Below are 23,730 nucleotides of genomic sequence, written 5' to 3' on the forward strand. Positions count from 1 at the left end.
GGTACGGTGACCGTCCCGGCCGGTCGGTAGATTCGCTCCCCCGCCACCGACCGACGGAGTTCCCCGTGCCCGACCGGCCCAGCCTGCTGTACGTGACCGACCTCGCCTACCCGGCCGCCGGGCGGCGCTACGGCGACGAGGACGTGTTCCTGACCTCCCGGCTGCGGGAGTGGTTCGACCTCGCGCTGTGCCACCCGCTCGACGCGCGGGCCCTGATGGCGCGCTTCGACGCGGTCGTGGTACGCAACAGCGGGCCGGTGCTGCACTACCGGGAGGAGTACGACCGGTTCCGCGCCGAGGCCCTGTCCGGCGGCGTGCGGGTCTACAACCCGTTGACCGGGCGGGGCGACATGGCCGGGAAGCGGTACCTCCTGGACCTCACCGCGGCCGGTCACCCGGTCATCCCGACCGTCGACCGCCCGCAGGACCTCCCCCTGCTGCCCGTCGTCGACCACTACGCGGTCAAGCCCGAGGAGGGCGCCGACAGCATAGGCCTGCGCTTCCTCACCCGCGCCGAGCTGGGCGGCGTCGAGTGGGGCGGCCTGCTGGTCCAGCCGCGGATCGACTTCGCCTACGAGGTCTCCTTCTACTTCGTGGACGACGAGTTCCAGTACGCCCTCCACGCACCCGACCCGGACCGGCGCTGGGTGCTGGAGCCGTACGAGCCGACCGCGGCGGACCTCGACTTCGCGCGGCGCTTCGTCGCGTGGAACACGCTCGACCACGGGATCCAGCGGGTGGACGCCTGCCGGGCGCCGGACGGGCGGCTGCTCCTCGTCGAGCTGGAGGACCTCAACCCCTACCTGTCGCTCGACCTGGTCCCCGAGCGGGTCCGGGAGCGCTTCGTGCGGTCCCTGGCGGATTCGCTGCGCCGGTTCCTGGGCTGACCCCGCACCGCCGGGACCTCACCGTCGGTCCCTCACTGCCGGGGGACGCCGCCGACGAAGTCCTTCAGGGCGTCCATCCGGGTCCGCCGCCCGGCCGGGTAGCGGCGCAGCGCCCGTTCGGCCCGGCGTGAGCCCGGCCGGTAGCGCCAGCGGGCCCACGGCGAGTCGGGCTTGGCCAGGCGCAGGCAGGCGACCGGCGCGACCAGGGGCACCAGCAGTCCGATCACTCCGAGCGCCGTCTTGCCCTTGAGGATCGCCCCGACGGAGAAGACCAGGTCGACCAGCAGCACGACCGCGAAGGCCAGGTGGGCGGCGGCGCCGTGGCCGACGTCGGAGAACGGGTTGAACCCGGCCACCAGCAGCAGGCCGACCCCCACCGCCAGGAAGGCGGCGTCGACGGACTTGCGCCCCTCGTGCGTCCAGTAGACGTCCTCCAGGTGCAGCCAGAGCGCGTACTCGTCGAGCGTGAGCGCGGCACCGGCGCCGAACAGCGCGGCCAGGATCTGCGCGCCGGGTGTGTCCGGCCGGTAGGCGAACTCCATGGCGCCGGCGATCAGCATGGCGAGGATGCCGTACACCTGGTGGTGGACGTGGGTGCCGCCGACCTCGACGTTGCGGAAGGGGCCGCGGCCGGCCCGGATCAGTCGGGTGATCACGCGGGTGCCCACGAAGGTGAGGACGAACGCGCCGACCATCCACAGGCCGATGCCGTGGTTGGGCACGGTGAGGTTCACCTCGATCGTGGGGTCCGCGGAGCTCACCGTCGCGCCGTCCCGTCAGCCGCCGTGCGCGGCAGCCGCTCCGGAACGCCGGACCCAGCGCCGTCGCCCCCTGTCGCCTTCCGGCACCTCGCACCTCCGCACCATGCCGCGACGGCCCGGTCGCCGGTCTCGGACGCGCCGGGGCCTCCTCGCTCAGCGTATCGGGATTCCGCGGACCCGGCCGGGCTCGGGCCGCGGCGGCCGCTCGGGCGGGCACGCGGGGGGCCCACCGGCGGGCACGCGGGCCGGCACTGCGGGAAAATTACCCCGGGGGGTATATTGGTCAGGGCGTTCCCACCCGGGGAGCCAGAACGAAGGAGAGCGGCATGTGCCGACGAGTCGCCTGTCGACGCTGCGGGAAGCCGACCTACGCCGGATGCGGGATGCACGTGGAGCAGGTCCTGGCGGGCGTGCCCGCGTCGGCCCGGTGCGCCTGCACCGCGCAGGAGCGGACGGGCGGGGGCTGGCTCGCCAGGCTCTTCGGCCGCCGCTGACGCCGCACGGCTCCGGCCGCTCCCGGACCCGCTCGGCCGCCCCGGAGGCGGCCTCCCGAGGCGGCCGAGCGGCCGTGCAGCCCTGCGGCCGTGCGCCGCGTCGTCAGCAGATCCGCGGCAGCTGCTCGCCCATCGGCAGGTCCACCACCCGGGTGCCGCCGAAGCCGGTGCGCGCGACGACCATCCCGGGATGGTCCTCGACGCACTCGCCGATCACCACCGCCTCCGCGCCCAGCGGGTGGGCGCGCATGGCGGCGAGGACCGCGTCCGCCTCGCCACGCGGCACGAAGGCCACCAGCTTGCCCTCGTTGGCGACGTACATCGGGTCCAGGCCCAGCAGGGCGCAGGCGTTGGCCACCGCGTCGGGGACGGGGACGGCCCGCTCGTCCAGCGTCACGCCGACCCCGGACGCCGCGGCGATCTCGTTGAGCGCCGCGGCCAGCCCGCCCCGGGTGGGGTCGCGCAGGACGTGCAGGTCGGGGGTGACGGCCAGCATCGTGTCGACCAGGCCGCCGAGCGCCGCGCAGTCGCTGCGCACCTCGACCCCGAACTCCAGGCCCTCCCGGACGCTCATGATCGCGATCCCGTGCAGCCCGATGGGCCCGCTGACGATCACCACGTCGCCGGGGACGGCCCGCTGGGGCCGGATGTCGACCCCGGCGGGGACGAGTCCGATGCCGGCGGTGTTCAGGTAGATCCCGTCCCCGCGCCCGGCCTCGACCACCTTGGTGTCCCCGGTGACCACCTCGACCCCGGCGGTCCGGGCGGCGGCGCCGAGCGCCCGTGCCACCCGGTCCACCACGGCCATCTCCACGCCCTCCTCCAGGATGAACCCGCAGGACAGGTACGCCGCCCGCGCCCCGCTCATCGCGAGGTCGTTGACCGTGCCGTTGACGGCGAGGTCCCCGATGCAGCCGCCCGGGAAGAACAGCGGACGTACGACGTAGGAGTCGGTGGAGAAGGCGAGCCTGGCCCCGCCGAGCCGCAGGACGGCGGAGTCGCCGAGCCCGGCGAGGGCCGGTCCGCCGAAGGCCGGCGCGAAGAGGTTCTCCACCAGTTCGGCGGACAGCGCCCCGCCGCCGCCGTGCCCCATCACCACCCGGGGGTGGTCGCGCAGCGGCAGCGGGCAGCTCCAGCCGGAGAAGTCGGGGGCGGCCGGGGCGTCGGGAGCCGTCCCGTTGAGGATCTCGGTGTCAGCCAACGGGGGTCGCCTCCTGGGCCGGGGCGGGTGCGGCCGGCGCGCCCAGCCGCCGGTAGAGGTAGTAGGCGGCGCAGGCCCCCTCGCTGGAGACCATGGTGGCCCCGAGCGGGGTGCGCGGGGTGCACGCGGTGCCGAAGGCCTCGCACTGGTGGGGCTTGAGCAGGCCCTGCAGCACTTCGCCGGCCCGGCAGGCGGCGGGTTCGCGGGTGGTGATCCCGGCGACGTCGAAGCGGTGTTCGGCGTCGTGGTCCCGGTAGTGCGGCGCGAGCCGCCAGCCGCTGAGCGGGATGACGCCGATGCCGCGCCAGGCGCGGTCGGCCACCTCGAAGACGTCCTCCAGCATGGCGCGGGCCGCCGGGTTGCCCTCGGGCCGGACGGCCCGCGGGTAGGCGTTGTCGACGGTGTGCTCGCCGCGTTCCAACTGCCGTACGGTGCGCCGGATCCCCTCCAGGATGTCCAGCGGTTCGAAGCCGGTGACCACGATCGGCACCCGGTGGCGGTCGGCGAGCGCCGGGTACTCGTCGGTGCCCATCACGCTGCACACGTGCCCGGCGGCGAGGAAGCCCTGGACCCGGCAGTCCGGTGACTCCATGATCGCGTCGATCGCCGGCGGCACCCGGACGTGCGAGACCAGCATGCTGAAGTTCCGCAGGCCCTCCTTGCGGGCCAGGTGGACGGCCATCGCGTTCGGCGGCGCGGTGGTCTCGAAGCCGATGCCGAAGAAGACGACCTCCCGGTCCGGGTTCTCCCGCGCGATCCGCAGCGCGTCGAGCGGCGAGTAGACCACCCGGACGTCGCCGCCCTCACCGCGGACCCGGAACAGGTCCCGGTCGGTGCCGGGCACCCGCAGCATGTCCCCGAAGGAGCAGAAGATCACGCCGGGCCGGGCGGCGATCGCCAGCGCGCGGTCGATCATCTCCAGCGGGGTGACGCACACCGGGCACCCCGGGCCGTGGATCAACTCGACTTCCTCCGGCAGGAGTTGGTCGATGGCGTGCCGGATGATGCTGTGCGTCTGGCCGCCGCACACCTCCATCAGTGCCCACGGCCGGGTGACCGTGGCCCTGATGTCGGCGAGCAGGCCCTCCGCCAGCTCCGGGTTGCGGAACTCCTCCAGGTACTTCACCGTCCGGCCTCCTCAGCCGCTCGCCCCGCGCCCGGTTCCCCCGACGCCTCCCGGTCCCGCTCCCCCGGGTCCCGCCATTCCCCCGCCGCTTCCCACGGGTCGCCGAACTCCTCCTGCAGCAGCCCGAGTTCCTCGAACAGGGCGAGGGTGCGCCGGGCCGACTCCTCGTCCAGCCGTTGCAGCGCGAAGCCGACGTGGACGATGGCGTAGTCGCCCACCGCCAGGTCGGGCAGGTACTCCAGGCACACGTCCTTGACCACCCCGCCGAAGTCCATGACCGCCATCCGGGTCCCGTCGCGCTCCCCGATCTCCGTTACCCTGCCGGGCACCGCCAGGCACATCCGCTCTCACTCCTCCCGGGTGTCCGCCGCGCGGGCGGCCACCATCAGCTGGCCGAGTGCCAGCCCTCCGTCGTTGGGCGGCACCCGGCGGTGCCGCAGCACGGTGAAGCCGTCCTCCCCGAGGCCGCGCGCACAGGCCGAGGAGAGCAGGGCGTTGGCGAAGACTCCGCCGCTGAGCGCCACCGCGGTGGTGCCGTACCGCTCCCGGACGGCCGCGCAGACCCGCCGGACCAGCTCGGCCACCGCGGTGTGGAAGCGTGCGGCGACCAGTCCGACGGGCGTGCCCGCGGTCACGTCGGCGACCACCGCCGCGAGCACCGGCGCCGGGTCGGCGATCCAGCCGCCGTCGCGCACCAGCAGCCCGAACCGGTAGCCCTCCGCCGCCCGCGACCCGACTGCGGCCGCCTCCAGTTCGATCGCCGCCTGGGCCTCGTACCCGGCCCGCTGGCAGATCCCGGCGAGCGAGGAGACGGCGTCGAAGAGACGGCCCATGCTGGAGGTCGGCACGGTGTTCAGACCGCGCTCCAACTGTCGTTCCAGCAGGCGGAGTTCCTCCGCCGGGCAAGCCTGGACCGACGGCAGTCCGGCGGTCCAGGGCAGACCGGCGGCGCGCAGGTGCGCCAGCGCCGTCCGGTACGGGCGCTCGACCGCCGCGTCCCCGCCGGGCAGCGGGACGTAGGCGAGGTGGGCGAGGCGGCGGAACCCGTCGTAGTCCGCCAGCAGCACCTCGCCGCCCCAGATCGCGCCGTCCTCGCCGTAGCCGGTCCCGTCGAAGGCCAGGCCGAGCACCGGCCGGCCGCCGTCGAGGCCGTGCTCGGCCATCACCGCGGCGATGTGCGCGTGGTGGTGCTGCACCCGGCGCACCGGCCGGCCGGCGGCGGCGCGCTCGGCGTGCCGGACCGAGCGGTAGCCGGGGTGCCGGTCCGTGACCAGCAGTTCGGGCCGCACCCCGCTGACCGTGCCGAGCTGGTCCACCGCGCGGTCGAAGGCGCGCAGCGTGGCCAGGTCGTCCATGTCCCCGATGTGGCCGGACAGCCAGGCGTAGCCGTCGCGGGCCAGCGCGAAGGTGTTCTTCAGGTCACCGCCGACCGCCAGCACCGGGCGGACGGGCACCGGCAGCGGAAGCGGCAGCGGGGCGTACCCGCGCGAGCGGCGCAGCGGCAGCTGCTCGCCGTCCACCACCCGCACCACCGAGTCCTCGCAGGGCACGTGGATCGGCCGGTCGTGGGTGAGCCAGCCGTCGACCAGCGGGGCGAGCGTGTCCAGCGCCTCCCGGTCGTCGGTGACGATCGGTTCGCCGGAGAGGTTGGCGCTGGTCATCACCAGCAGGTCGGGCCCGGGCGCGGCGAGCAGCAGGTGGTGCAGCGGTGTGTACGGGAGCATCACCCCGAGGTCGGGGCTGCGCGGGGCGACCGCCGCGAACGCGGGCGAGGGCGTGCCGGCGCGGCGCAGCAGGACGATCGGCCGGACCGGTCCGGTGAGCAGTTCCCGTTCGACCGGGCCGAGCGGCAGCAGCGCCTCGACCGTGGCGAGGTCACGGGCCATCAGTGCGAACGGCTTGTCACCGCGCCGCTTGCGGCGGCGCAGCAGGGCGACGGCTCCGCTGTCGCGGGCGTCGCAGGCCAGGTGGTAGCCGCCGATGCCCTTGACAGCGAGGACCGCGCCGGCGGCGAGCAGCCGACGGGCTCCGGTGAGTGCGGCCTCGCCCGCGAGGCGGGTGCGCCCGGGCACGGTCAGCGCGAGCCGCGGCCCGCAGGCGTGGCAGGCGACCGGCTGGGCGTGGAATCGGCGGTCGCGCGGGTCGGTGTACTCCCGGGCGCAGTCCGCGCACATCGGGAAGCCGGCCATGGTGGTGTTGGCGCGGTCGTACGGCAGGCCGGTGACGATGGTGTGCCGGGGGCCGCAGTTGGTGCAGCTGATGAACGGGTGCCGGTGGCGGCGGTCGGCCGGGTCGGCGAGTTCGGCGAGGCAGTCGGCGCAGATCGCGACGTCGGGCGGGATCAGGGTGGCCCGAGGTCCGTCGGTCCGGGACGCGGTGATGGCGAAGCCGGTGGCGCCGGTGGCGGCGAGCGGCGCGTGCTCGACGGAGGCCACCTGGGCGAGCGGCGGCGCGTCGCTGGCCACCCGGCGGCAGAACGCCTCGACGGCCTCGCGGCTGCCCTCGACCTCGGCCAGCACGCCCTCGCCGTTGTTGGTGACGTTGCCGGCCAGGCCGAGTTCGTCGGCCAGGGTGAAGACGAAGGGCCGGAAGCCGACGCCCTGGACGAGGCCGCGGACGGCGACCCGCCGCCGTTCCCGGACGGGTTCGGGACGCCCGACCGTCACGGGGCCTCCCCGACCACCGCGTGCCCGTGGTCGTGGCCGTCGTTCCCGTGCCCATGCCCGCGGTCGTGGTCGTACCCGTGCCCGTGCCCGGGGGCCGCGGCGGCCATCACCGGCCGGTGCGGCTCGGCACCGTCCAGCACGGCCAGCGCCCGCTCCAGCAGCGACCCGACGCCGTCACCGGTACGGGCGGAGGTGTGCACCACTTCCACCCCGGGGTTGACCCGTCGGACGTTCGCGGTGAACTCGGCCTCGTCGAACTCGGCCGCTGCGGCGAGGTCCGTCTTGGTCACCAGCACCAGGTTCGCCAGCCCGAACGCGGTCGGGTACTTGAGCGGCTTGTCCTCGCCCTCGGTCACCGAGGCCAGCACGACCCGCAGGGACTCCCCGAGGTCGTACGAGGCCGGGCAGACCAGGTTGCCGACGTTCTCCACGAAGAGCAGCCGGCAGTCCTGCGGCAGCCAGCCGTCCAGGTGCCCGGCGAGCATCCGCGCCTCCAGGTGGCAGAGCCCGTCGGTGAGCACCTGCTTGACCGGCGCGCCCGAACGGGCCAGCCGCAGCGCGTCGTTCTCGGTGGCGAGGTCGGCGGTCAGCGCGGCGACCGGCACCCCGCGCTGCCGGGCCAGCCCCAACTCGGCCTCCAGCAGGGCGGTCTTGCCGCTGCCGGGGCTGGAGAGCAGGTTGACCGCGACCGTCCCCCGGGCGGCCAGGGCCGCCCGCAGCTCGCGGGCGCTGTCGTCGTTGCGGGCGAGGACCGCCTGCCGGAGGTCGACCGTGCGGCACATCGGCATCAGCCTTTCTGTTCGGCCGGGACGTCCGGGCGCTCGGCCCACTCGACGTCGAGGATCTGGAGCTCGCGTCCGGACAGCAGCTCCACGCCGCCGCCGGAGCAGCTCGGGCAGCCGAGGTCCGGCGGCATGCCGACGGCCCACTCGGTGTCACAGGGCGTGCACCGGGCCCGGGCTTCGACGGCCTCGGTGTGCAGCACCGCACCCTCCACCAGCGTTCCGGCGCAGGCCAGTTCGAAGCAGAAGTCGAGGGCCTGCGGGACGACGCCCGCCAGCTCGCCCACCTGCAGGCGCACCCGCGCCACCCCGGGGGCGCCGTGGTCGCGCGCGGCCGCGTCCACCTGTTCGACGACGGCGGCGGCGATCGACATCTCGTGCATCGGTTCCCTTCCCACGGCGGTCGGCGACGGGTGGCGTTGCGAGGCGCGCCCCATTACAAGGCGCGGCTCACATCCGCGAGATCCGCAGGTACCGCTTGAGGTCCGGCAGGCTCTGCCAGACCAGTGCGCCGATCCCCACCAGCAGGGCCGTGCAGAACAGTTTCCTCAGCATGGTGTTGTCTCCCTCTCCGGTTGCGTGGCCTCGTCCACGACCCGCAGGACCACTTGGACCGCCTCCTCGACCGCGGCGGCGACGGGGGCGCTCAGCCCGATGCCCTCCTCCAGCGAGGCCGGCTCGCAGCCGACCACCAGCACCCGCCCGGGCGGCTCGCCGCCGGTTCCGGCCGCGAGCGTGGCGAGCAGCGCGAGCACGGCGTCCGGCCCCATCCGGTGGCCGTCCAGCAGCGGAGCCTCCGGCTGCTCGCCGTCCGCCTCGATGAGGTAGACGGTGCCGGGCGCGCCGCCGCGGCAGGTGGCGTCCACCAGGACGGCGGTCCGGTGGCCGTCGAGCAGCCGGTACGCCAGGTCCACGCCGCGCACGCCGACGTCGACCACCTCGACGCCGTCCGGCAGCGGGTGCGCGGCGAGCCGCCGCACGGTCTCCACGCCGAACCCGTCGTCGCCGAGGAAGATGTTGCCCACCCCGGCGACCAGCACCGATGCGCGCTTCACGACTCCTCCACCCGGTCGTCGGCGTCCAGCGGGGTGACCTCGTCCGGCTGGAAGTAGCGGAACCGCCCCTGCGCCCGCCACAGGTCGGCGCCCGGGTCGTCCTCCACGGTGACGGCCAGGTGCACCGAGCCGTCGACGTCGTGCAGCACCGCCTCCACCACGCCGGTGCGTCCGTCCAGGAAGAGGTCCTGGGCGTCGGTGCGCCGTCGGCCGGGCCGCAGCACGACCCGGCTGCCGGCGCCGACGGCGTGGCCGCCGACCAGGACCCGGTCCCGCTCGGGGTCGACCTCCGGGTCGTTGCCCGGGTCCCACCAGGGCTGGTCCGCGTCGGCGCCGCCGGTGAGGTCGCGCAGCCCGCGGATCGCGCCGTGCAGGCGTTCCAGCACCTCGGGCGGCATGGAGTCCGCGAGGTCGATCACGGCCGCGGCCCGCTCGTCGGTGCCCCGGGCCTCCCGCTTCTCCTCCTCGGTCAGGGCCGCGGTGCGCAGGGCCAGGATCTCGTCGATCTCGGTGGCGTCGTACAGGGTGCCGAGGCTCTCCGGGGCGACCTTCGGGTGGTCCTCCAGGATGATCGGCGAGGACAGCACGACTCCGCGTTCGCCCTCCGGCCCGGCCAGCACGGGCCAGGTGTGCCGGCTGCGGCAGCGCTCGACGGCCGGGCGGGCCCACTCGGGCGGGTCGGTGGCCGAGACGAACCGGCCGTGTTCCAGGCCGAGCAGCAGGTGGGCGGAGACCAGGGAGCGCGGCAGCGCCTCCTCCCGGCTCGCCCGCCGCGGCGGCATCCAGGCGGAGACGTTCTCCACCACCGCCGTGAGCCGCTGCGCCCGGTACGGGCCGGGCAGGTCCTCGACGGTGAGCCGCACCAGGCCGTCGACCTGCTCGCGGCGCCGCACCAGCCGTCCGACGGCGGTGCCGTGCTCCCGCAGCAGCTCGGTCTCGCCGACGCCCGGCAGCCGGAACGCCCGCTGCACCCCGGCGCCGGCCAGCTCCTCCACGGACACCAGGACCTCGACCCGCTCCTCGACGCCCTCGTCCCATTCCACGAGCACCCGGTCGGCGAGTTCGAGCCGCTCCACCGGCTCGAACCCGCCGGTGGGCGTGGCCTGTTCGACGGTGCGCCGCTGCACCCGGAGGAAGCGCAGCTCGACCGCCAGCCGGTCCTCGCCGCGCGCCTCCATGACGCACTCGGTGCGCTGGTGCGAGTGTTCGCCGCCCTGCGCGGTGTACTCGGGCGGCACCAGGACGCCGAACTGCCAGCGCAGCCGGTTCTTGGCCGCCGAGGCGCGGTACGGGTAGAGCACGTAGCCCTCCAGCAGCACCGCGTCGGCGATCTGCCGGGCCGCCGCGAAGCCGCGCTCGATCCCGGCCGGGAAGCCGCTCACCGGGCCACCTCCTCGACCGCGACCGCCGCGAGCAGTTCACGCACCGTCGCCTCCCAGGAGGGCAGGGCCCGCCGGGAGCGGTAGGCCAGCAGCTCGTCCATCACGTCGTCGGGCAGGCGCAGCCAGCCGCAGCCGGGGAAGTGCTGGTCGATCGCCTCCCGCCAGACCCGCACCGGCATCCGCACCGCGGCCTCCTTGTCCCAGGGCACCGGGGTGACCTGGAAACCGCCGGGGCCGGCGAAGGCGGTGCCGGAGAAGAGCAGCAGCAGCGGCACGTCCCCGCCGTCGAGCGCCCGGAAGTAGCGGGCGGAGGCGACCTCCAAGTCGTAGCTGCACGGCACCACCAGGTCGGTCTCGGTCTCGCCGGTGAAGCCGGGCACCAGCAGCGGCACGGTGGCGAACTGGATCGGGTTGAGCGTGTTCGACCAGCGCTCCCGTTCGCCGAACAGGTCGGCCAGCCGCTCGCCCTCGGGCTCGGCGTAGGACCGGCGACCAGGTTCGATCCGCAGCTGGCACCGCAGGGCGAGGGCGTGCACCCGGGTCCCGGCCGGCGCGGTGATCCGCAGCCGGAAGACCAGGGTCGGCGCGGCCGCGTACGGGTCGGACCGCACTCCGGTGCAGGCGAAGGCGAGTGCGGTCACGCCGTCACCGCCGAGGGCAGCGGGCGGGCCCGGTCGGCCAACCGCTCGAAGAACGCGTCGAGTTCGGCCCGCGCCTCGGCGCCGCCGTCGAAGCCGTGCCAGCACCGCCGCAGTCGGCCGACCAGCTCGTAGCAGACGTCGATCGGCACCAGGAAGCATGCGACCTGCCCGTCGGTGCGGCGCAGCAGCAGCGCCTCCACGTCCGGTTCCAGGGCGGCGGCCAGCCGGCTGTCGCCGAGGACGCGGTCCCAGGCGTCCTCGTCCACCTCGCTCTCGGTGGCGCCGGCCGGCCCGGGGTAGAACGCGAGCAGCCGGTCCAGCAGCGCGTTGCGGAACAGGAACGCGGTGCCGACCGGGATGCCCAGCACCGACCAGGCCCGCTCGTCCAGCCCGCCGTCGGGGTCGGCGAGGTAGCGGTCCGGCACGGTGCGGAAGCGGCCGCCGGCCGCGCCGGGCTGCTGGAACAGCAGGCCGCAGGCGGTGCAGGTGCAGGCCAGGGCGCGTTCCTCGACGTCCACCAGGTGGCGGTGGCCGGCGGGCAGGTCGTGGCCGCAGAAGCCGCACTGCTCGGGTCGCGGTGGCGCGGGCTCGCGCAGTCGGCGCAGCAGGGCGGTCCCGTCGCGGGAGATCCGGCGGGTGTTCATCGCACCTCCGCGGTCTGCGGCGGGTGGGTGCCGATCTGCAGCAGCTGCGGGGAGCGCTCCAGCACCAGGGCCGTCACCTCGGGTGCGTGGCAGGCGAGGACGGCTTCGACGTCCCCCTCCGCGCAGCCGCAGCCGGAGGCGGTGCGGCGCAGCCGCAGCACGCCGGTGCCCGGGTCGAAGCCGAGCACCTCGACCCGCTCGGGCAGGGTCGCGAGCGCCCGGTCGATCCGCGCGGTGACGTCCTCGGGGTGCAGGTCGTGCAGGAGCAGGACGGCGGCCACCGCGGGGTCGTCCAGCATCCGGCCCAGGGTGGGCGGGGGCAGTGCCGGCACGATCCTGGCCAGCCCCTCGCCGTAGAAGTCCATCAGGTCGCGGACGAGGTGTTCGCCCGCCTGCTCGGCTCCGCTGCCGGCCAGGGCGTCCAGGGCCTCCTGGATCCGCAGCCCGGTCTGCTCGGCCGTCATGCGGTGAGCCCGCTGAGGCCGGTGGGCACGTGCATGGTCTGCACGGTGCGTCCGCCGCCGACGTACATGTGCACGCCGCAGGGCAGGCAGGGGTCGAAGCTGCGCACCGCGCGCATGATGTCGATGCCCTTGAAGTTCTCCGGGGAGTTCTCCTCGAAGATCGGGGTGTTCTGCACCGCGTCCTCGTACGGGCCGGGTGTGCCGTAGCTGTCGCGGACGCTGGCGTTCCACGGGGTGGGCGGGTACGGGTGGTAGTTGGCGATCTTGCCGTCACGGATCACCATGTGGTGCGAGAGCACCCCGCGCACCGCCTCGGTGAAGCCGCAGCCGATCGACTCGTCCGGCACCTCGAAGCGCTCCCAGGTCTGGCTGCGCCCGGCGCGGACCTCGTCGAGCGCCTTCTCGGCGAAGTGCAGGGCGGCGGCGGCCGCGTAGGCCTGGAAGTAGGTGCGGGCGCGGTTGCGTTCGAGGGCGTTGCTCCACTGCGGGATCTTCCACTCGAAGGTGACCTCGGGCTTGGTCATCGAGCGGGGCAGGTTGATCAGCACGCTGTGCCCGGTGGCCTTGACGTAGCCGATGTCGACCAGCCCGGACAGCGCGGTGGACCAGAGCCGGGCGATCGGGCCGCCGCCGGTGTCCAGGGCGAGGTGGTCCTTGCCGTCGAACCAGCGCGGGGACATCACCCAGCTGTACTTGTCGTCGAAGTTCCGCTTCTGCGGCTGCGGGATGGTGTGCTGGTTCCACGGGTGCCGGGGGTCGACCGGGTTGCCCAACGGGTCGTGGGTGACGAAGAGTTCCTTGCCCTGCCAGTCCTCGTAGTAGGAGCTGCCGAGCAGGATCCGGATGCCGAGGTTGATCTCGGTGAGGTCGTTGGTGACGAGCTTGCCGTCCACGACGACGCCCGGGGTGACGAACATCCGCCGACCCCAGTCCGTCATGTTGCGGTACGTGAAGTCGCAGTGGTCCGGGTCGTTGAGGCTGCCCCAGCAGCCGAGCAGGACGCGCCGCCGGCCGACCTCCTCGTAGCCGGGCAGGGCCTCGTAGAAGAAGTCGAAGAGGTCGTCGTGCAGCGGCACGACCTTCTTCATGAACTCGACGTAGCGCATCAGCCGGGTCAGGTAGTCGGTGAACAGCTGCACCGTCGCGACGGTGCCGACGCCGCCCGGGTAGAGCGTGGAGGGATGCACGTGGCGCCCCTCCATCAGGCAGAACATCTCCCGGGTGTACCGGCTGACCTGCAGCGCCTCGCGGTAGAACTCGCCCTCGATGGGGTTGAGCGAGCGCATGATGTCGGCGATGGTCTTGTACCCGTGGTCGCCGGCGTGCGGCGCCTCGGTGCGCTCGGCGAGTTCGAGCACGCCGGGGTTGGTTTCGCGGACCATCTTCTCGCAGTAGTCGACCCCGACCAGGTTCTCCTGGAAGATGTTGTGGTCGAACATGTACTCGGCGGCCTCGCCGAGGTTGATGATCCACTCGCCGAGGTGCGGGGGCTTCACCCCGTACGCCATGTTCTGGGTGTAGACCGAACAGGTGGCGTGGTTGTCGCCGCAGATCCCGCAGATCCGGCTGGTGATGAAGTGCGCGTCGCGCGGGTCCTTGCCGCGCATGAAGACGCTGTAGCCGCGGAACACCGAGGAGGTGCTGTAGCACTCCGCGACGCGCTTCTGCTTGAAGTCGATCTTCGTGTGGATGCCGAGGCTGCCCACGATCCGGGTGATCGGGTCCCAGGACATCTCGGTCAGGCCGCTGCCGTCGCCGGCCGCCCTGGTCGTCGGTGTTGCCATCGTGTCTGTCGTGTCCTTCTCTGAACGGGGGCGGGGGCGGCGGGCGGCGGGCCGCACACCGGGTGGTGTGCGGCCCTCCGGCCGTCACCAGGGCGGGCGGTAGCCCGTGGTCAGGTGGCGTCCGCTGTGGCGCCACTTCGGTTCCTTGTCGACGGTCTTCAGCGTGATCTCGCGCAGTCGGCGGATCAGCGAGCCGTACGCGCTGCTCGCGTTGGTCGAGACGCGCGAGCCGGGCGGCGGGTCCATGAAGGGCATGAACTTGTCCGGGAAGCCCGGCATGGTGCAGGCGATGCAGATGCCGCCCACGTTGGGGCAGCCGCCGATGCCGTTGGTCCAGCCGCGCTTGGCGACGTTGCACTTGACGACCGGTCCCCAGCAGCCGAGCCGCACCAGGCACTCGGGCGTGCCGTAGTCGGTGGCGAACTGGCCCTGCTCGTAGTAGCCGCCGCGGTCGCAGCCCTCGTGGACGGTGGCGCCGAACAGCCAGGCCGGCCGCAGCTTGTCGTCCAGCGGGATCATCGGCGCGGAGCCGGCCAGCTGGTACAGCAGGTAGGTGAGCGTCTCGGCGAAGTTGTCGGGCTGGATCGGACAGCCCGGCACGCAGACGATCGGCAGCCCGGCCTTGGACTTCCAGTTCCAGCCCAGGTAGTCCGGCACGCCCATCGCACCGGTCGGGTTGCCGGCCATCGCGTGGATCCCGCCGTACGTGGCGCAGGTGCCGATCGCGACCACGGCGGTCGCCTTGGGGGCGAGCCGGTCCAGCCACTCACTGGTGGTGATGGGCTGGCCGGTGGCGGGGTCGTCGCCGAAGCCACACCAGTAGCCCTCCTCCTTGATCTTCTCGTTGGGGATGGACCCCTCGACGACCAGCACGAACGGCTCGATCTCGCCGCGGTCGGCCTTGAAGAACCACTCGACGAAGTTGTCCGCGCCCTGGACCGGGCCGCACTCGAAGTCGATCAGCGGCCAGTGCACCGCGACCTTGGGAAGGCCGGGCAGCGCGCCGGTGACGATCTCCTCGATGCTGGGCTGCATCGCGGCGGTCAGCGAGACGGAGTCGCCGTCGCAGCTGAGGCCGGCGTTGATCCAGAGAATGTGCACCACGTCGGTGTCGGTTGTTGCAGCACCCATGAGGATGCCTCCTCGGGGATGGGAGCCGGACGAAATGGCTCGAACACAGTCATAGCAACAGTCCGGTCCGGGCGCCGGTCCGGAGGGCCGCCGGGGGCGCCCTGGCCGCGCAAGCCGGACGGGACCGTTCGGGTCACGTCGTGGCGAGGAGGCCTGCGGGCACGGGGCGCTTGCGGACGAACGCGGCCCGTAGCGCGTGGTACGGCGATTCGGGGGTGAAGAACTGCCGGTGCATCACCGCCAGCTCCTCCTCCCGGTAGGCGTCGAGCGGCTTGACCAGCTCGTCGGCCTCGCGCGCGGCCTTCTTCGCCGCGATCCGGCGCTGGGTCGTGGGCGAGGCGGCGAGCAGCCCGGCCAGCCGGGCCGCGCCCGGCCCGAACTCCCCCGGCCCGCAGTCGAGGACGCGGTCGACCAGGCCGATCCGCTCGGCCGCCTCGGCGGACACCGGCAGCGCCTGCATGGTCAGCCGTGCGGCCCGGGCCGCGCCCACCCGGCGCGGCAGGCTGTAGGTCCAGTACTCCGAGCCGTACAGCCCCATCAGCCGGTAGTGCGGGTTGAGGACGGAACCCCGGCGGCACCACACCTCGTCCGCGGCCAGCGCCAGCATCACCCCGCCGGCCGCAGCGTTCCCGCCGACGGCGGCGACCACCAGACGGTCGGTGGTGGTGAGCACCTCGCCGACCAGGTCGTCCATCGCGGTGATGTTGGCCCAGGACTCGTCGGCCGGGTCCGGCGCGGCCTCGATGACGTTGAGGTGGATGCCGTTGGAGAAGAAGTCCCGGCCGCCGCCGAGCACCAGCACCGAGGTCGGCCGGCGCAGCGCGAAGCGGTACGCCTCCAGCAGGCGGCGGCAGTGGTCGGTGGCCATCGCGCCGCCGGGGAAGGAGAAGCGCAGGAAACCGACCGGCCCCTCCTCGCGGTACTCGATGTCCGCCCAGCCGGGCCGCTGCCCGCCCTCGTCCGCCATCAGCGGCGCCGCCACCTCCGGCAGCGGCGGCAGCAGGGCGCCGAGCGCCGTCACCGCCGGGAGCCTGAAGGTCGCGGGCCCGCCGGGCGCGCGCCGGCGCCGGAGTTCGGGGATCCACACCGCGCCGTCCGAGGTGGCCCGGCACACCGCCCCGGCGCGGGTGGCGATCAGTTCGCCCGGGCGGCCGCGCAGCAGCGGCTCCGGGTGCCCGCCGTGCAGGTACCAGTCACCGTCGCCCAGCACGTCGAGCACCCCGGGCTGGGAGTCGGCCGCGCGCAGCTTGCGCAGGACCGTCGCGGTGGAGTCGGCCGCCCAGTCGATCCGGCGTTCCGCCTGGCGCAGGAAGGGGCGGACCCGGACCGGCTCCCACCAGGAGGGGCCGTGCTGCGGCTGCGGCGCGTACGCACCGGAGGCGAAGCGCTCGACGGCGAGCAGGGCGGCCCGGACGGCGGCGTCGGCGACCTCGTTGCGGTACAGGTCGCTCTTGCCGCGCTCGGCGAGCCGGCAGGGCTCGTGCGCCCAGACCGGCCCGGCGTCCATCTCCGCCTCGGCCTGCAGCACCGTCACGCCCCACTCGGCCACGCCCTCCTGGACCGCCCGGTCGAGCGAGGAGGGGCCCCGGTCGCCGGGCGGGCCGGGATGGACGACCAGGCAGGTGAGCGTCGACCAGACGTCCTCGGGGATCGCGGTGCGCAGCATCGGCGCCAGCAGCAGGTCCGGCTGCAGTCGGCGGACCGACTCCCCCAGGTCCTCGCCGTCCCCGGCGATCAGGACGTCCACGGTGTGCCGCCGGTCCCGCAGTTCGGCGTGGAGGCGCTGGCTGAGGCTGTTGAACGCGCTGGCGAGGAGCAGGATCCGCATGTCTGCCTCCGGGGTGCGGGCGGCCGGGAACCCGCAGATCATCGCCCCCGCTCCGGCGGGTCCCCCGGTCGGCGCCGCGTGCCGCGCCGCCCGTTCACCCGAGCGGCGGTCAGCCCGCGGGCCCGGCGAGGGGGCCGCCCCGGCGGGCTCAGCGCGCGGGGGTGAAGTCCGGCAGACGCTCCAGGCTCTCGGCGACGGCGGCGAAGCCGTATTCGAGCATCCGCTGCTCGTACTGCTCGACGGCGTCCGGGAGTTCGGCCGTGCCGTGCTGGACGGCGGTGAGCGTGCGGGCCAGCAGGGCCGCGTCGCGCAGGGCGGTGTTGGCACCCTGGCCGCCGCTCGGCGGCATGGTGTGGATCGCGTCGCCGAGCAGGGTGACCCGGCGACTGCCGTCCCAGTGCGGCACGGGCTCGGCGTAACGGACGGTCAGGGGCGAGCTGTTGACGACGTCGGCGCGGCGGACGAGGTCGACCAGGTCCGGGTGCCAGCCGTCGAGCACGGCGAGCAGGTCGTCCCGGACCGCGTCCCACGCCCTCGGGCCCGCGGGCAGGGCGCCGGGCAGCATCAGCACCCAGCGCAGGTAGCTCCCGGTGTCGGGCAGCCGGACGTCGGGCGCCAGCTCGGCGGCCGCGAGCCGGGGCGGGCGGCGGAACTCCATCCGGCCGAGCAGCATGCTCGCGCCGGTGCCGTGCACGACGGTGCCGAAGCCCGGGACGAGCGCGGCGGACCGCTCGGTGAGCGGGGTGCGCCCGAGGACGGCGTTGCCGGGGACGGTGACCACCTCGGCCCCGGGCAGCAGTTGCCGGCGCACCGCGGAGCCCACGCCGTCCGCACCCACGAGCAGGTCGCCGACCGCGCCCGTGCCGTCGCCGAAGTGCGCCTCGACGGTACCGTCGGCCCGCTCGGTGTAGCCGACCACGGGCTTGCCGAACTCGACCCGGTCGCCGAGGCCGGCCAGCAGCAGTTGGCGCAGCACGTACCGGTCGGTGGCCGTGCCCTCGTCCACCGCGCCGAGCCGGCGGATCTCCCGCAACTGCCCGTCCACGACGCGCCGCTCGCCCGCCATCGGACCGGAGACGGCCGCCAGCAGGGCGTGCAGCCGCTCCGGCAGGCACGCGTGCAGAGCGGCCAGGCCGTGTGCGTTCAGGGCGATCCGGAAGCCCTGGTAGCGGCTGTGCGGGCCGTCCTCCCGCTCGTGGACCCGGACGTCCACGCCCGCCCGCAGCAGCCCGTGTGCGAGGCAGAGCCCGCCGAGTCCGGCCCCGGCCACCAGTACCTTCATGTCCGCTCCCCTGATTCCGTCCGGTCCTGCGCCCGGCCGTGCGTCCGCTCGTGCGTCCCGCCGGTCCTCCCGGTACGGGTCGAGCCTGCCGCAGGGCACCGACCCGGTGTCAGTGAGTTCTGTGGCCGGAACCGCATGACAAACGTCACCGTCGACGGCCGGGGCGGGACGGGGCCGCGCGACCCGTAGCATCGAGCTCCGGAACAGCGGTACGGGGAGAGGAACGGGACGTGCGCGGGGGCGAGCTGGTGGGCGGTCTGGGACGGTTGGTCGGGGCGGCGACGGGGGCGGCGGCCGGGTTGGGCGAGGCGGGCCGGCAGGCCGTGCTGCGGGGCGGACGCGGAGCGGCGGCGGGCGGGCGGTGGGCGCACACCGCCCTCACGTCCGTCCCGCCGCCCCTGGTGCCCGCCACCGAGCCGTGGAAGTTGTCGGTGGGCACCCTGATCGGGCGCCACCCCCTGACCCCGGCGGTCGTGCACAAGCTGCTCGGGCTCCTCGACGGCCTCGGCGCCGTCCACCTCGGGCCGTCGAAGGTCGGCTTCGACGGCGAGGAGGTCGAGTGGGACAAGGTCGCCGAGATCCGCACCCGCAACGCCTTCGAGGTGCTGACCACCACCGCCCTGGAGCACGAGGTGGACCGGATCCGCGAGTTCCTCCCGCCGGTGCCCGGCCGCAAATGGGTCGTCACCAAGGCCGCCGAGGCGCTGGCCACCGTCGTCCTCGCCGCCCTCGAACGCGGCGCGGCCGACCAGCGCCTGGACGAACTGACCGTCCCGGCACGCATCGTGTACCGCGGCCTGCTCGGACGGCAGCGCACCCTGGACGCGGGCGCGTTCGCCGCCGCGACACTCGTCGTGAGCGACCGGGCCGGCGAGAGCCTCATCGCCACCGCCCGCAGCCGCGGCATCCCGGTACTCCCCGTCGACGAGCTCGCCGAGCCCACCGACGCCGCCCGGGTCGTGGTCCTGCGCGAACGCACCGACTCCGTCGCCCGGCTGCTGCGGCGCATCGAGCAGACCGATCCCGAAGCGACGCCGGCCGTCGAGGCGGAGGCTGCCGACACCGACGTGCGGCCGCCGCTGTCGCTGGACAAGGGCGCGGGCGCAGGCGCAGGCGACAACGGCGTTCCGCCGCAGGGGCGTTGAGAGGTCGGACGGCTCCGGTCAGTGGCCGCCGCGCGGCTCCTCGCAGCCGGTGCCGTCCGCGTAGCCCGCGAAGGCCTGCACCGTCGTCCTCCCGCCGCTCGTCGAGCCCGACAGACAGAGCCCGGTGGCGTCGACCAGGAAGTCGCCCCCGGGCTGGACCTTCACCTTCCCGGCCGGATAGCCGAGGCCGACGAGCGCCCCGCGGATCGTCTCCGGGTCGGCCCGCCGGCCGGCCCGGACGGGTTCGAGGGCGGCCTCGATCCGCCGCACGGCCGCCAAGCCGTCGCAGCGGTACCGACCGTGCAACGGGAGCGGCGCCTTGAAGGCGTGGTTCTCGGCGTAGTGGTCGAGGGGCGGGCCGGTCGGGGCGGCGCTGCTCGTGCTCGGCGCCGGGGTCCTGGTCGGGGTCTCCCCGGGACAGGGGAAGTCGGCCGCCCCGCCGGGCACCGCGCCCGCGCTCGTCGGCGGCGGCGCGCCCGCCCCGCCGGGCGCGTCCACGTGCTCCGTCCCGCACCCCGCCGCCAGTACGGCCAGGGCCGCCACCGCCGGCATCCCGAGGCGCCCCCACCTGGTCCTGATCGTCGTCATCCGGCGATGATGCCCCGGCGGCCGACCCGGCGTCACCCCGGCCGCTCGTGCACGTCACGATATTCGCGGCGGGCGACGGCCCCGCTGGGCTAGTCTCCGGCCCCATGACTTGGTTGCCTGCCGATTTCGTCCACCCCGTCCACGTGCCGCTCCCCGGCGGCGGCCACCACCTGCGCCCGATCGCCGGGACGGACACCGAGCTCGACTACCCCGCCGTGATGGGCTCCCGGGAGCGCCTCTGGTCCGTCTACGGCGAGGCCTGGGGCTGGCCGGCCGCCACCATGACCTACCAGCAGGACCTCGACGACCTGATCCGGCACGAGCGGGAGATCGCCGCCCACGAGTCGTTCAACTACGCGCTGTTCGACGAGGCGGAGACGGTCCTGCTCGGCTGCGTCTACATCGACCCGCCGCAGAAGGCCGGCGCGGACGCCGAGATCTCCTGGTGGGTGGTGGACGACCGGGTGGGCACCGAGCTTGAGCGGGCGCTGGACGCGCTCGTCCCGCGCTGGATCGCCGAGGAGTGGCCGTTCCGGGAGCCCTGCCTGATCGGCCACCAGGTGTCCTGGAAGGAGTGGCTGGCCCGGCCCGCGGCCGTCACCGTCTGAGCCCCCCCGGCGCCGCCGTGACCGTGCGCCGCCGCGCCTGGGCGCGACGAACGGACCCGGCACGAGCAGGAGTTCGGGTTCAGGAAGGTCAGCGCGCGGTGTCCTGGACGAGGCCCGGAGCGGCGCCCCACGATGAGGACATGACGGACAGCGAAACGACGGAGCCACCCGCGCGGCCGCCCGGCCCGGGCCCCGCGCGGACCCCGCGCCCGGACTGGGGAGCGGTGGGGGCGATCGCGGGCGCGGTGGCCGCGGTCGTGGCCCTCGTCGCCTACCTGATGCCGCCGGACGCACCGGCGCCGCCCCCGGCCACCCCGGTGGCCACCACCACGGACCCGACGCCACCGGACCCGCTCCCCGCCCCGGCACCCCGGCCGGACCCGAGCCCGACACCGGTCCCGTCCCCGGTCCCGACGCCCACCGCGTCACCGGAGCCCGACACCCCCTCCCCGGCACCGAGCCCGACACCGGTCCGGAGCCCTACCCCCGACCCCGTCTCCCAGCCGCCGCTCCCGGCGGTCCGGCCCGGCGGCTGCGACGTGGCGGAGGCGGCGCTGGCCGCGTACCGCCGCAACGCCGGGAGCAGCCGCGGCAGCCGGGCGGCCGCGGCCGGCCAGGCCTACCAGGACCTGATGGGCGCCGGCCTGGACGCACAGGGCGCGGTCGGCGCGACGATCCGCCGCCTGGCCGCCGAGTTCCAGGAGCTGGGCTTCCGGTTGAACGGCATGGTCATGGCCGACCCCGACCCGGTGATCACGGACATCGACGCGGACTCGGCGCAGCTCGGGAGGCTCTGCGGGGCCTGACCGCCCACTGCCGGTGCCGGTGCCGGTGCCACTGCCACTGCCACTGCCACTGCCACTGCCACTGCCGACGCGCCCGTCGGCACGCTCCGCGCCGGGTGATGCACGCCGGTGTGCGGGGAAGTTGTGGAAGTTCCACGACCGCGGACTGCGCAGGGGGGTGCCGGGTAGGCGCCGAACAGGGGCGCCGGCCCGCGCGGGGCCGGCGTCAGGACCTCAGGAGGGTCGTTCGATGCAGATGCCCGTCCACTCGGTGCCCGTCACCTTCCCCGACAGCCCACTGCCCGACGTGCCGGTCGTCGCTGAGCTGCGGTTCGATCCGGACCTGCCGTACGCGGCCTGCCTGGCGTTCCCGCTGGCCCCGTGCGAGTGCGTGGCCGTGGACGCCGGGGTGTGCTGGTACTTCAGCCGCGAACTGCTGAACGAGGGCCGGCACGCCCCTGCCGGCAGCGGTGACGTCCGGGTGAGCCCGGGGCATGACGGCCAGGTGCTCATCACCCTGCGCGGGCCCACCGGCGAGGCCGTCCTCAGCGCCCAGGAGGAGGACGTCACGGCCTTCCTCTCGGAGTCCTTCACCCTGGTGCCCGCCGGATCCGAGTCCGAGCACCTGGACGTCGAGTCCGCGCTCATCCGACTGCTCTCGGACGACTGACCGGCCGCCGGACGGCCGGGGCCCGGGCGCGGGCGGGATCAGCCGCCGCGCGCCGGCCGGGAGGCTCAGCGCTCCCGCAGGTCGGGGACGACCTCGCGAAGCCGCTCGGCGCTGATCGCGCCCGCACGCAGCAGGACGGGCACCTCGCCGGTGACGTCGACGATCGAGGACGGCACGGCGGCGGCGGTCGGGCCGCCGTCGAGGTAGACGGCCACCGAGTCGCCCAGCATGCCCTGGGCGGCGTCGCAGTCCTGCGGGGAGTCGTGCCCGGTCAGGTTGGCGCTGGAGACCGCCAACGGACCGGTGGCGCCGAGGAGTTCGATGGCGACCGGGTGCGCGGGCATCCGGACCGCGACCGTGCCGCCGGTCTCGCCGAGGTCCAGCTCGACCGATGCCAGGTGACGGGCGACCACGGTCAGCCCGCCCGGCCAGAACGCGGCCACCAGGTCCCGGGCGCGCGACGTCACCTCGACCAGGCCGTCCAGGCCCTCCGGGGAGCCGACCAGCACCGGCGAGGGCATGTTGCGTCCCCGGCCCTTGGCCGCGAGCAGACGGGCCACGGCCTCCGGCGCGAACGCGTCCGCACCCACCCCGTACACGGTGTCCGTGGGCAGCACGACGAGTTCGCCGCGGCGCACCGCGGCCACGGCCTCGCGCAGCCCGGCTGCGCGCTCGGACGCGTCCGAGCAGTCAAAACGACGAGTCATCAGGGTTCTCCACCGGCGGGCCGCCGGCCCGCACCGTCCATCCGGCCCGGCCACCTCACCGGCCGGGCACGACCCGGTCAGACTACCGGGCGGGGGCGGGCGCACCCGCCGGGCCCCGCGCCGGTCCGGCCCCGCGCCGCGACGGCCCGCCGCCGCTCGGGTGGACCGGACGGCTGCCGCACCGGGCCGGGCGGCGTCACCGGGGGCGGGCGGCCCCGGGCGGACGTAGGTTGCGCACATGACCAGTGACGAGACGATCCCGGCCGTGGGGGTGCGCCCGCTGGACGAGGTGTTCGCCGCGATCGACACGGCCAACCGGCGCCCCCGGCCGTGGACCGGGTTCGAGCACGGCGTGCTGGGGGCCTACCGGTGGGCCGCCGGGGCCCAGATCGCCGCACCCGTCACCGCCACCGCCGCCGTCGGCACGGCCGAACCCTGCCGGGCGCAGCTGCTGACGGAGTGCCAGGCCGCCGCCGTACGACTGCGCCGGGCCCTGACCCAGGGAACGGACCACGCCTACGTCCTCGGCGCCCACCAGGCGCTGGCCTGGCTCTGCGGGCTGCACGAGGAGTGCCCCTGACGGCCGACCCCGGCGGCGGATCCGGGGCACGGTCCGACGCCCCTATCCTTGAACCGTGGAAAACGGCCCGGCCACGGCGCGGCAGTGGACCTTCCTGACGAACCACGCCCGCGTCCTCGTCCAGATCGCGCGCGACCCCGGCATCCGGGTGCGTGACATCGCCGCTCAGTGCCTGCTCACCGAGCGCGCCGTGCAGCGGATCATCGCCGACCTGGAGCAGGCCGGCTACCTCACGCACGAGCGGCGCGGCCGCGCCAACCACTACAGCGTGATGGACGGCAAGCAGCTGCGGCACCCGGCCGACGCCGGTCCGACCATCGCCGAGCTGCTCGGCGTGCTGTTGCGCTGAGACCGGTCGGCGCACGGGCCTGCACGGGGGTTGGGGGGGGGTGGGGGGTTGGGGTGGTTTGTGCCTTGGCCGGGCGCAGGGCCTGGCGTGGGGTGTTGTGTGGGGGGGGGGGGTTTTTGTGTTAGTTGTTGTGGCCGTGGCGGTCTTTTACATTTGGGGGGGCGCCGGCG

27 protein-coding genes are annotated in these 23,730 nt (G+C 74.6%); 8 read left to right on the forward strand and 19 right to left on the reverse strand.

The features are described 5' to 3' along the window. Window positions 1-65: 65 nt before the first annotated feature. Entirely contained in the window at window positions 66-887 is an 822-nt protein-coding gene (locus ACFV0O_RS20405) for a hypothetical protein (RefSeq protein WP_380343544.1), read from the forward strand. Between the two features lie 32 nt (window positions 888-919). Here ACFV0O_RS20405 and ACFV0O_RS20410 read toward each other — a convergent pair whose 3' ends face one another. Then, window positions 920-1,648 carry a hypothetical protein gene (locus ACFV0O_RS20410; RefSeq protein ID WP_360255364.1) on the reverse strand — a complete coding sequence of 243 codons (729 nt, stop codon included), beginning with the start codon at window positions 1,646-1,648 and terminating at the stop codon, window positions 920-922. A gap of 326 nt (window positions 1,649-1,974) precedes the next feature. Between ACFV0O_RS20410 and ACFV0O_RS20415 the strand changes: the two genes are divergently transcribed. Then, window positions 1,975-2,142, forward strand: a complete 168-nt coding sequence (locus ACFV0O_RS20415; protein ID WP_380343548.1) for a hypothetical protein — start codon at window positions 1,975-1,977, stop codon at window positions 2,140-2,142. Window positions 2,143-2,245: 103 nt separating this feature from the next. Here ACFV0O_RS20415 and hypE read toward each other — a convergent pair whose 3' ends face one another. The 16 genes from hypE to ACFV0O_RS20495 form a co-directional block, all read right to left on the reverse strand. Then, window positions 2,246-3,235 (reverse strand): hydrogenase expression/formation protein HypE, encoded by a 990-nt coding sequence (hypE, locus tag ACFV0O_RS20420; RefSeq protein ID WP_380343613.1) that lies wholly within the window; start codon window positions 3,233-3,235, stop codon window positions 2,246-2,248. A 100-nt stretch (window positions 3,236-3,335) separates the two neighbouring features. After that, the gene (gene hypD / locus ACFV0O_RS20425; protein ID WP_380343551.1) at window positions 3,336-4,469 is read right to left on the reverse strand and encodes a hydrogenase formation protein HypD; all 1,134 of its coding nucleotides are present in this window, start codon (window positions 4,467-4,469) and stop codon (window positions 3,336-3,338) included. Further along, the gene (locus ACFV0O_RS20430; protein WP_360255369.1) at window positions 4,466-4,810 is read right to left on the reverse strand and encodes a HypC/HybG/HupF family hydrogenase formation chaperone; all 345 of its coding nucleotides are present in this window, start codon (window positions 4,808-4,810) and stop codon (window positions 4,466-4,468) included. The genes hypD and ACFV0O_RS20430 overlap by 4 nt, the downstream gene beginning before the upstream one ends. Before the next feature lie 6 nt (window positions 4,811-4,816). Further along, entirely contained in the window at window positions 4,817-7,135 is a 2,319-nt protein-coding gene (gene hypF, locus ACFV0O_RS20435; protein WP_380343554.1) for a carbamoyltransferase HypF, read from the reverse strand. Beyond that, complete coding sequence (hypB, locus tag ACFV0O_RS20440) at window positions 7,132-7,917, reverse strand: hydrogenase nickel incorporation protein HypB (RefSeq protein WP_380343557.1); 786 nt, start codon at window positions 7,915-7,917, stop codon at window positions 7,132-7,134. The genes hypF and hypB overlap by 4 nt, the downstream gene beginning before the upstream one ends. A 5-nt stretch (window positions 7,918-7,922) precedes the next feature. After that, window positions 7,923-8,300, reverse strand: coding sequence for a hydrogenase maturation nickel metallochaperone HypA (gene hypA / locus ACFV0O_RS20445; protein WP_360255376.1), 378 nt, complete (start codon window positions 8,298-8,300; stop codon window positions 7,923-7,925). A 67-nt stretch (window positions 8,301-8,367) separates the two neighbouring features. Then, window positions 8,368-8,472, reverse strand: a complete 105-nt coding sequence (locus tag ACFV0O_RS20450) for a DUF6893 family small protein (protein ID WP_380343561.1) — start codon at window positions 8,470-8,472, stop codon at window positions 8,368-8,370. Beyond that, window positions 8,466-8,972, reverse strand: a complete 507-nt coding sequence (locus ACFV0O_RS20455; protein ID WP_380343564.1) for a hydrogenase maturation protease — start codon at window positions 8,970-8,972, stop codon at window positions 8,466-8,468. Before ACFV0O_RS20455 ends, ACFV0O_RS20450 begins: the two co-directional genes overlap by 7 nt. Further along, complete coding sequence (locus tag ACFV0O_RS20460; protein WP_380343567.1) at window positions 8,969-10,354, reverse strand: hypothetical protein; 1,386 nt, start codon at window positions 10,352-10,354, stop codon at window positions 8,969-8,971. Before ACFV0O_RS20460 ends, ACFV0O_RS20455 begins: the two co-directional genes overlap by 4 nt. Continuing rightward, window positions 10,351-10,995 (reverse strand): DUF6084 family protein, encoded by a 645-nt coding sequence (locus tag ACFV0O_RS20465; protein ID WP_360255383.1) that lies wholly within the window; start codon window positions 10,993-10,995, stop codon window positions 10,351-10,353. Before ACFV0O_RS20465 ends, ACFV0O_RS20460 begins: the two co-directional genes overlap by 4 nt. Further along, window positions 10,992-11,639, reverse strand: coding sequence for a DUF5947 family protein (locus tag ACFV0O_RS20470; protein WP_380343569.1), 648 nt, complete (start codon window positions 11,637-11,639; stop codon window positions 10,992-10,994). Before ACFV0O_RS20470 ends, ACFV0O_RS20465 begins: the two co-directional genes overlap by 4 nt. Beyond that, window positions 11,636-12,103 carry a thioredoxin gene (locus tag ACFV0O_RS20475; RefSeq protein WP_380343572.1) on the reverse strand — a complete coding sequence of 156 codons (468 nt, stop codon included), beginning with the start codon at window positions 12,101-12,103 and terminating at the stop codon, window positions 11,636-11,638. The genes ACFV0O_RS20470 and ACFV0O_RS20475 overlap by 4 nt, the downstream gene beginning before the upstream one ends. Next, window positions 12,100-13,887 (reverse strand): nickel-dependent hydrogenase large subunit, encoded by a 1,788-nt coding sequence (locus ACFV0O_RS20480; protein WP_380343575.1) that lies wholly within the window; start codon window positions 13,885-13,887, stop codon window positions 12,100-12,102. The genes ACFV0O_RS20475 and ACFV0O_RS20480 overlap by 4 nt, the downstream gene beginning before the upstream one ends. Before the next feature lie 84 nt (window positions 13,888-13,971). Next, window positions 13,972-15,018, reverse strand: coding sequence for a hydrogenase expression protein HypE (locus tag ACFV0O_RS20485; RefSeq protein ID WP_360255392.1), 1,047 nt, complete (start codon window positions 15,016-15,018; stop codon window positions 13,972-13,974). Window positions 15,019-15,151: 133 nt separating this feature from the next. Next, window positions 15,152-16,846 (reverse strand): enoyl-CoA hydratase-related protein, encoded by a 1,695-nt coding sequence (locus ACFV0O_RS20490; RefSeq protein ID WP_380343578.1) that lies wholly within the window; start codon window positions 16,844-16,846, stop codon window positions 15,152-15,154. Between the two features lie 148 nt (window positions 16,847-16,994). Further along, complete coding sequence (locus tag ACFV0O_RS20495) at window positions 16,995-18,128, reverse strand: FAD-dependent oxidoreductase (protein ID WP_380343581.1); 1,134 nt, start codon at window positions 18,126-18,128, stop codon at window positions 16,995-16,997. Between the two features lie 230 nt (window positions 18,129-18,358). Between ACFV0O_RS20495 and ACFV0O_RS20500 the strand changes: the two genes are divergently transcribed. Beyond that, a complete protein-coding gene (locus ACFV0O_RS20500; RefSeq protein ID WP_380343584.1) occupies window positions 18,359-19,273 on the forward strand; it encodes a hypothetical protein in 915 nt (304 codons plus the stop codon). Window positions 19,274-19,291: 18 nt separating this feature from the next. Here ACFV0O_RS20500 and ACFV0O_RS20505 read toward each other — a convergent pair whose 3' ends face one another. Further along, the gene (locus ACFV0O_RS20505) at window positions 19,292-19,861 is read right to left on the reverse strand and encodes a hypothetical protein (protein ID WP_380343586.1); all 570 of its coding nucleotides are present in this window, start codon (window positions 19,859-19,861) and stop codon (window positions 19,292-19,294) included. 104 nt (window positions 19,862-19,965) lie between these two features. Here ACFV0O_RS20505 and ACFV0O_RS20510 point away from each other — a divergent pair, with 104 nt between their 5' ends. The 3 genes from ACFV0O_RS20510 (at window position 19,966) to ACFV0O_RS20520 (ending at window position 21,924) form a co-directional block, all read left to right on the forward strand. Beyond that, entirely contained in the window at window positions 19,966-20,469 is a 504-nt protein-coding gene (locus ACFV0O_RS20510; RefSeq protein WP_380343588.1) for an N-acetyltransferase, read from the forward strand. Between the two features lie 140 nt (window positions 20,470-20,609). Beyond that, on the forward strand, window positions 20,610-21,275 hold the full coding sequence (locus tag ACFV0O_RS20515) for a hypothetical protein (protein WP_380343591.1): 666 nt from the start codon (window positions 20,610-20,612) through the stop codon (window positions 21,273-21,275). A 229-nt stretch (window positions 21,276-21,504) separates the two neighbouring features. Continuing rightward, window positions 21,505-21,924 carry an SsgA family sporulation/cell division regulator gene (locus ACFV0O_RS20520; RefSeq protein WP_360255407.1) on the forward strand — a complete coding sequence of 140 codons (420 nt, stop codon included), beginning with the start codon at window positions 21,505-21,507 and terminating at the stop codon, window positions 21,922-21,924. Window positions 21,925-21,989: 65 nt separating this feature from the next. Here ACFV0O_RS20520 and ACFV0O_RS20525 read toward each other — a convergent pair whose 3' ends face one another. Beyond that, window positions 21,990-22,631 (reverse strand): L-threonylcarbamoyladenylate synthase, encoded by a 642-nt coding sequence (locus tag ACFV0O_RS20525; RefSeq protein WP_380343593.1) that lies wholly within the window; start codon window positions 22,629-22,631, stop codon window positions 21,990-21,992. Window positions 22,632-22,869: 238 nt separating this feature from the next. Between ACFV0O_RS20525 and ACFV0O_RS20530 the strand changes: the two genes are divergently transcribed. Both ACFV0O_RS20530 and ACFV0O_RS20535 read left to right on the forward strand, forming a co-directional pair. After that, on the forward strand, window positions 22,870-23,211 hold the full coding sequence (locus ACFV0O_RS20530; RefSeq protein WP_360255412.1) for a hypothetical protein: 342 nt from the start codon (window positions 22,870-22,872) through the stop codon (window positions 23,209-23,211). Window positions 23,212-23,266: 55 nt separating this feature from the next. Further along, complete coding sequence (locus ACFV0O_RS20535; RefSeq protein WP_380343596.1) at window positions 23,267-23,560, forward strand: helix-turn-helix transcriptional regulator; 294 nt, start codon at window positions 23,267-23,269, stop codon at window positions 23,558-23,560. The last annotated feature ends 170 nt before the right edge of the window (window positions 23,561-23,730 follow it).

Origin of the sequence: Kitasatospora sp. NPDC059577 (assembly GCF_042735475.1) — a bacterium.
Classification (GTDB): Bacteria; Actinomycetota; Actinomycetes; order Streptomycetales; family Streptomycetaceae; genus Kitasatospora.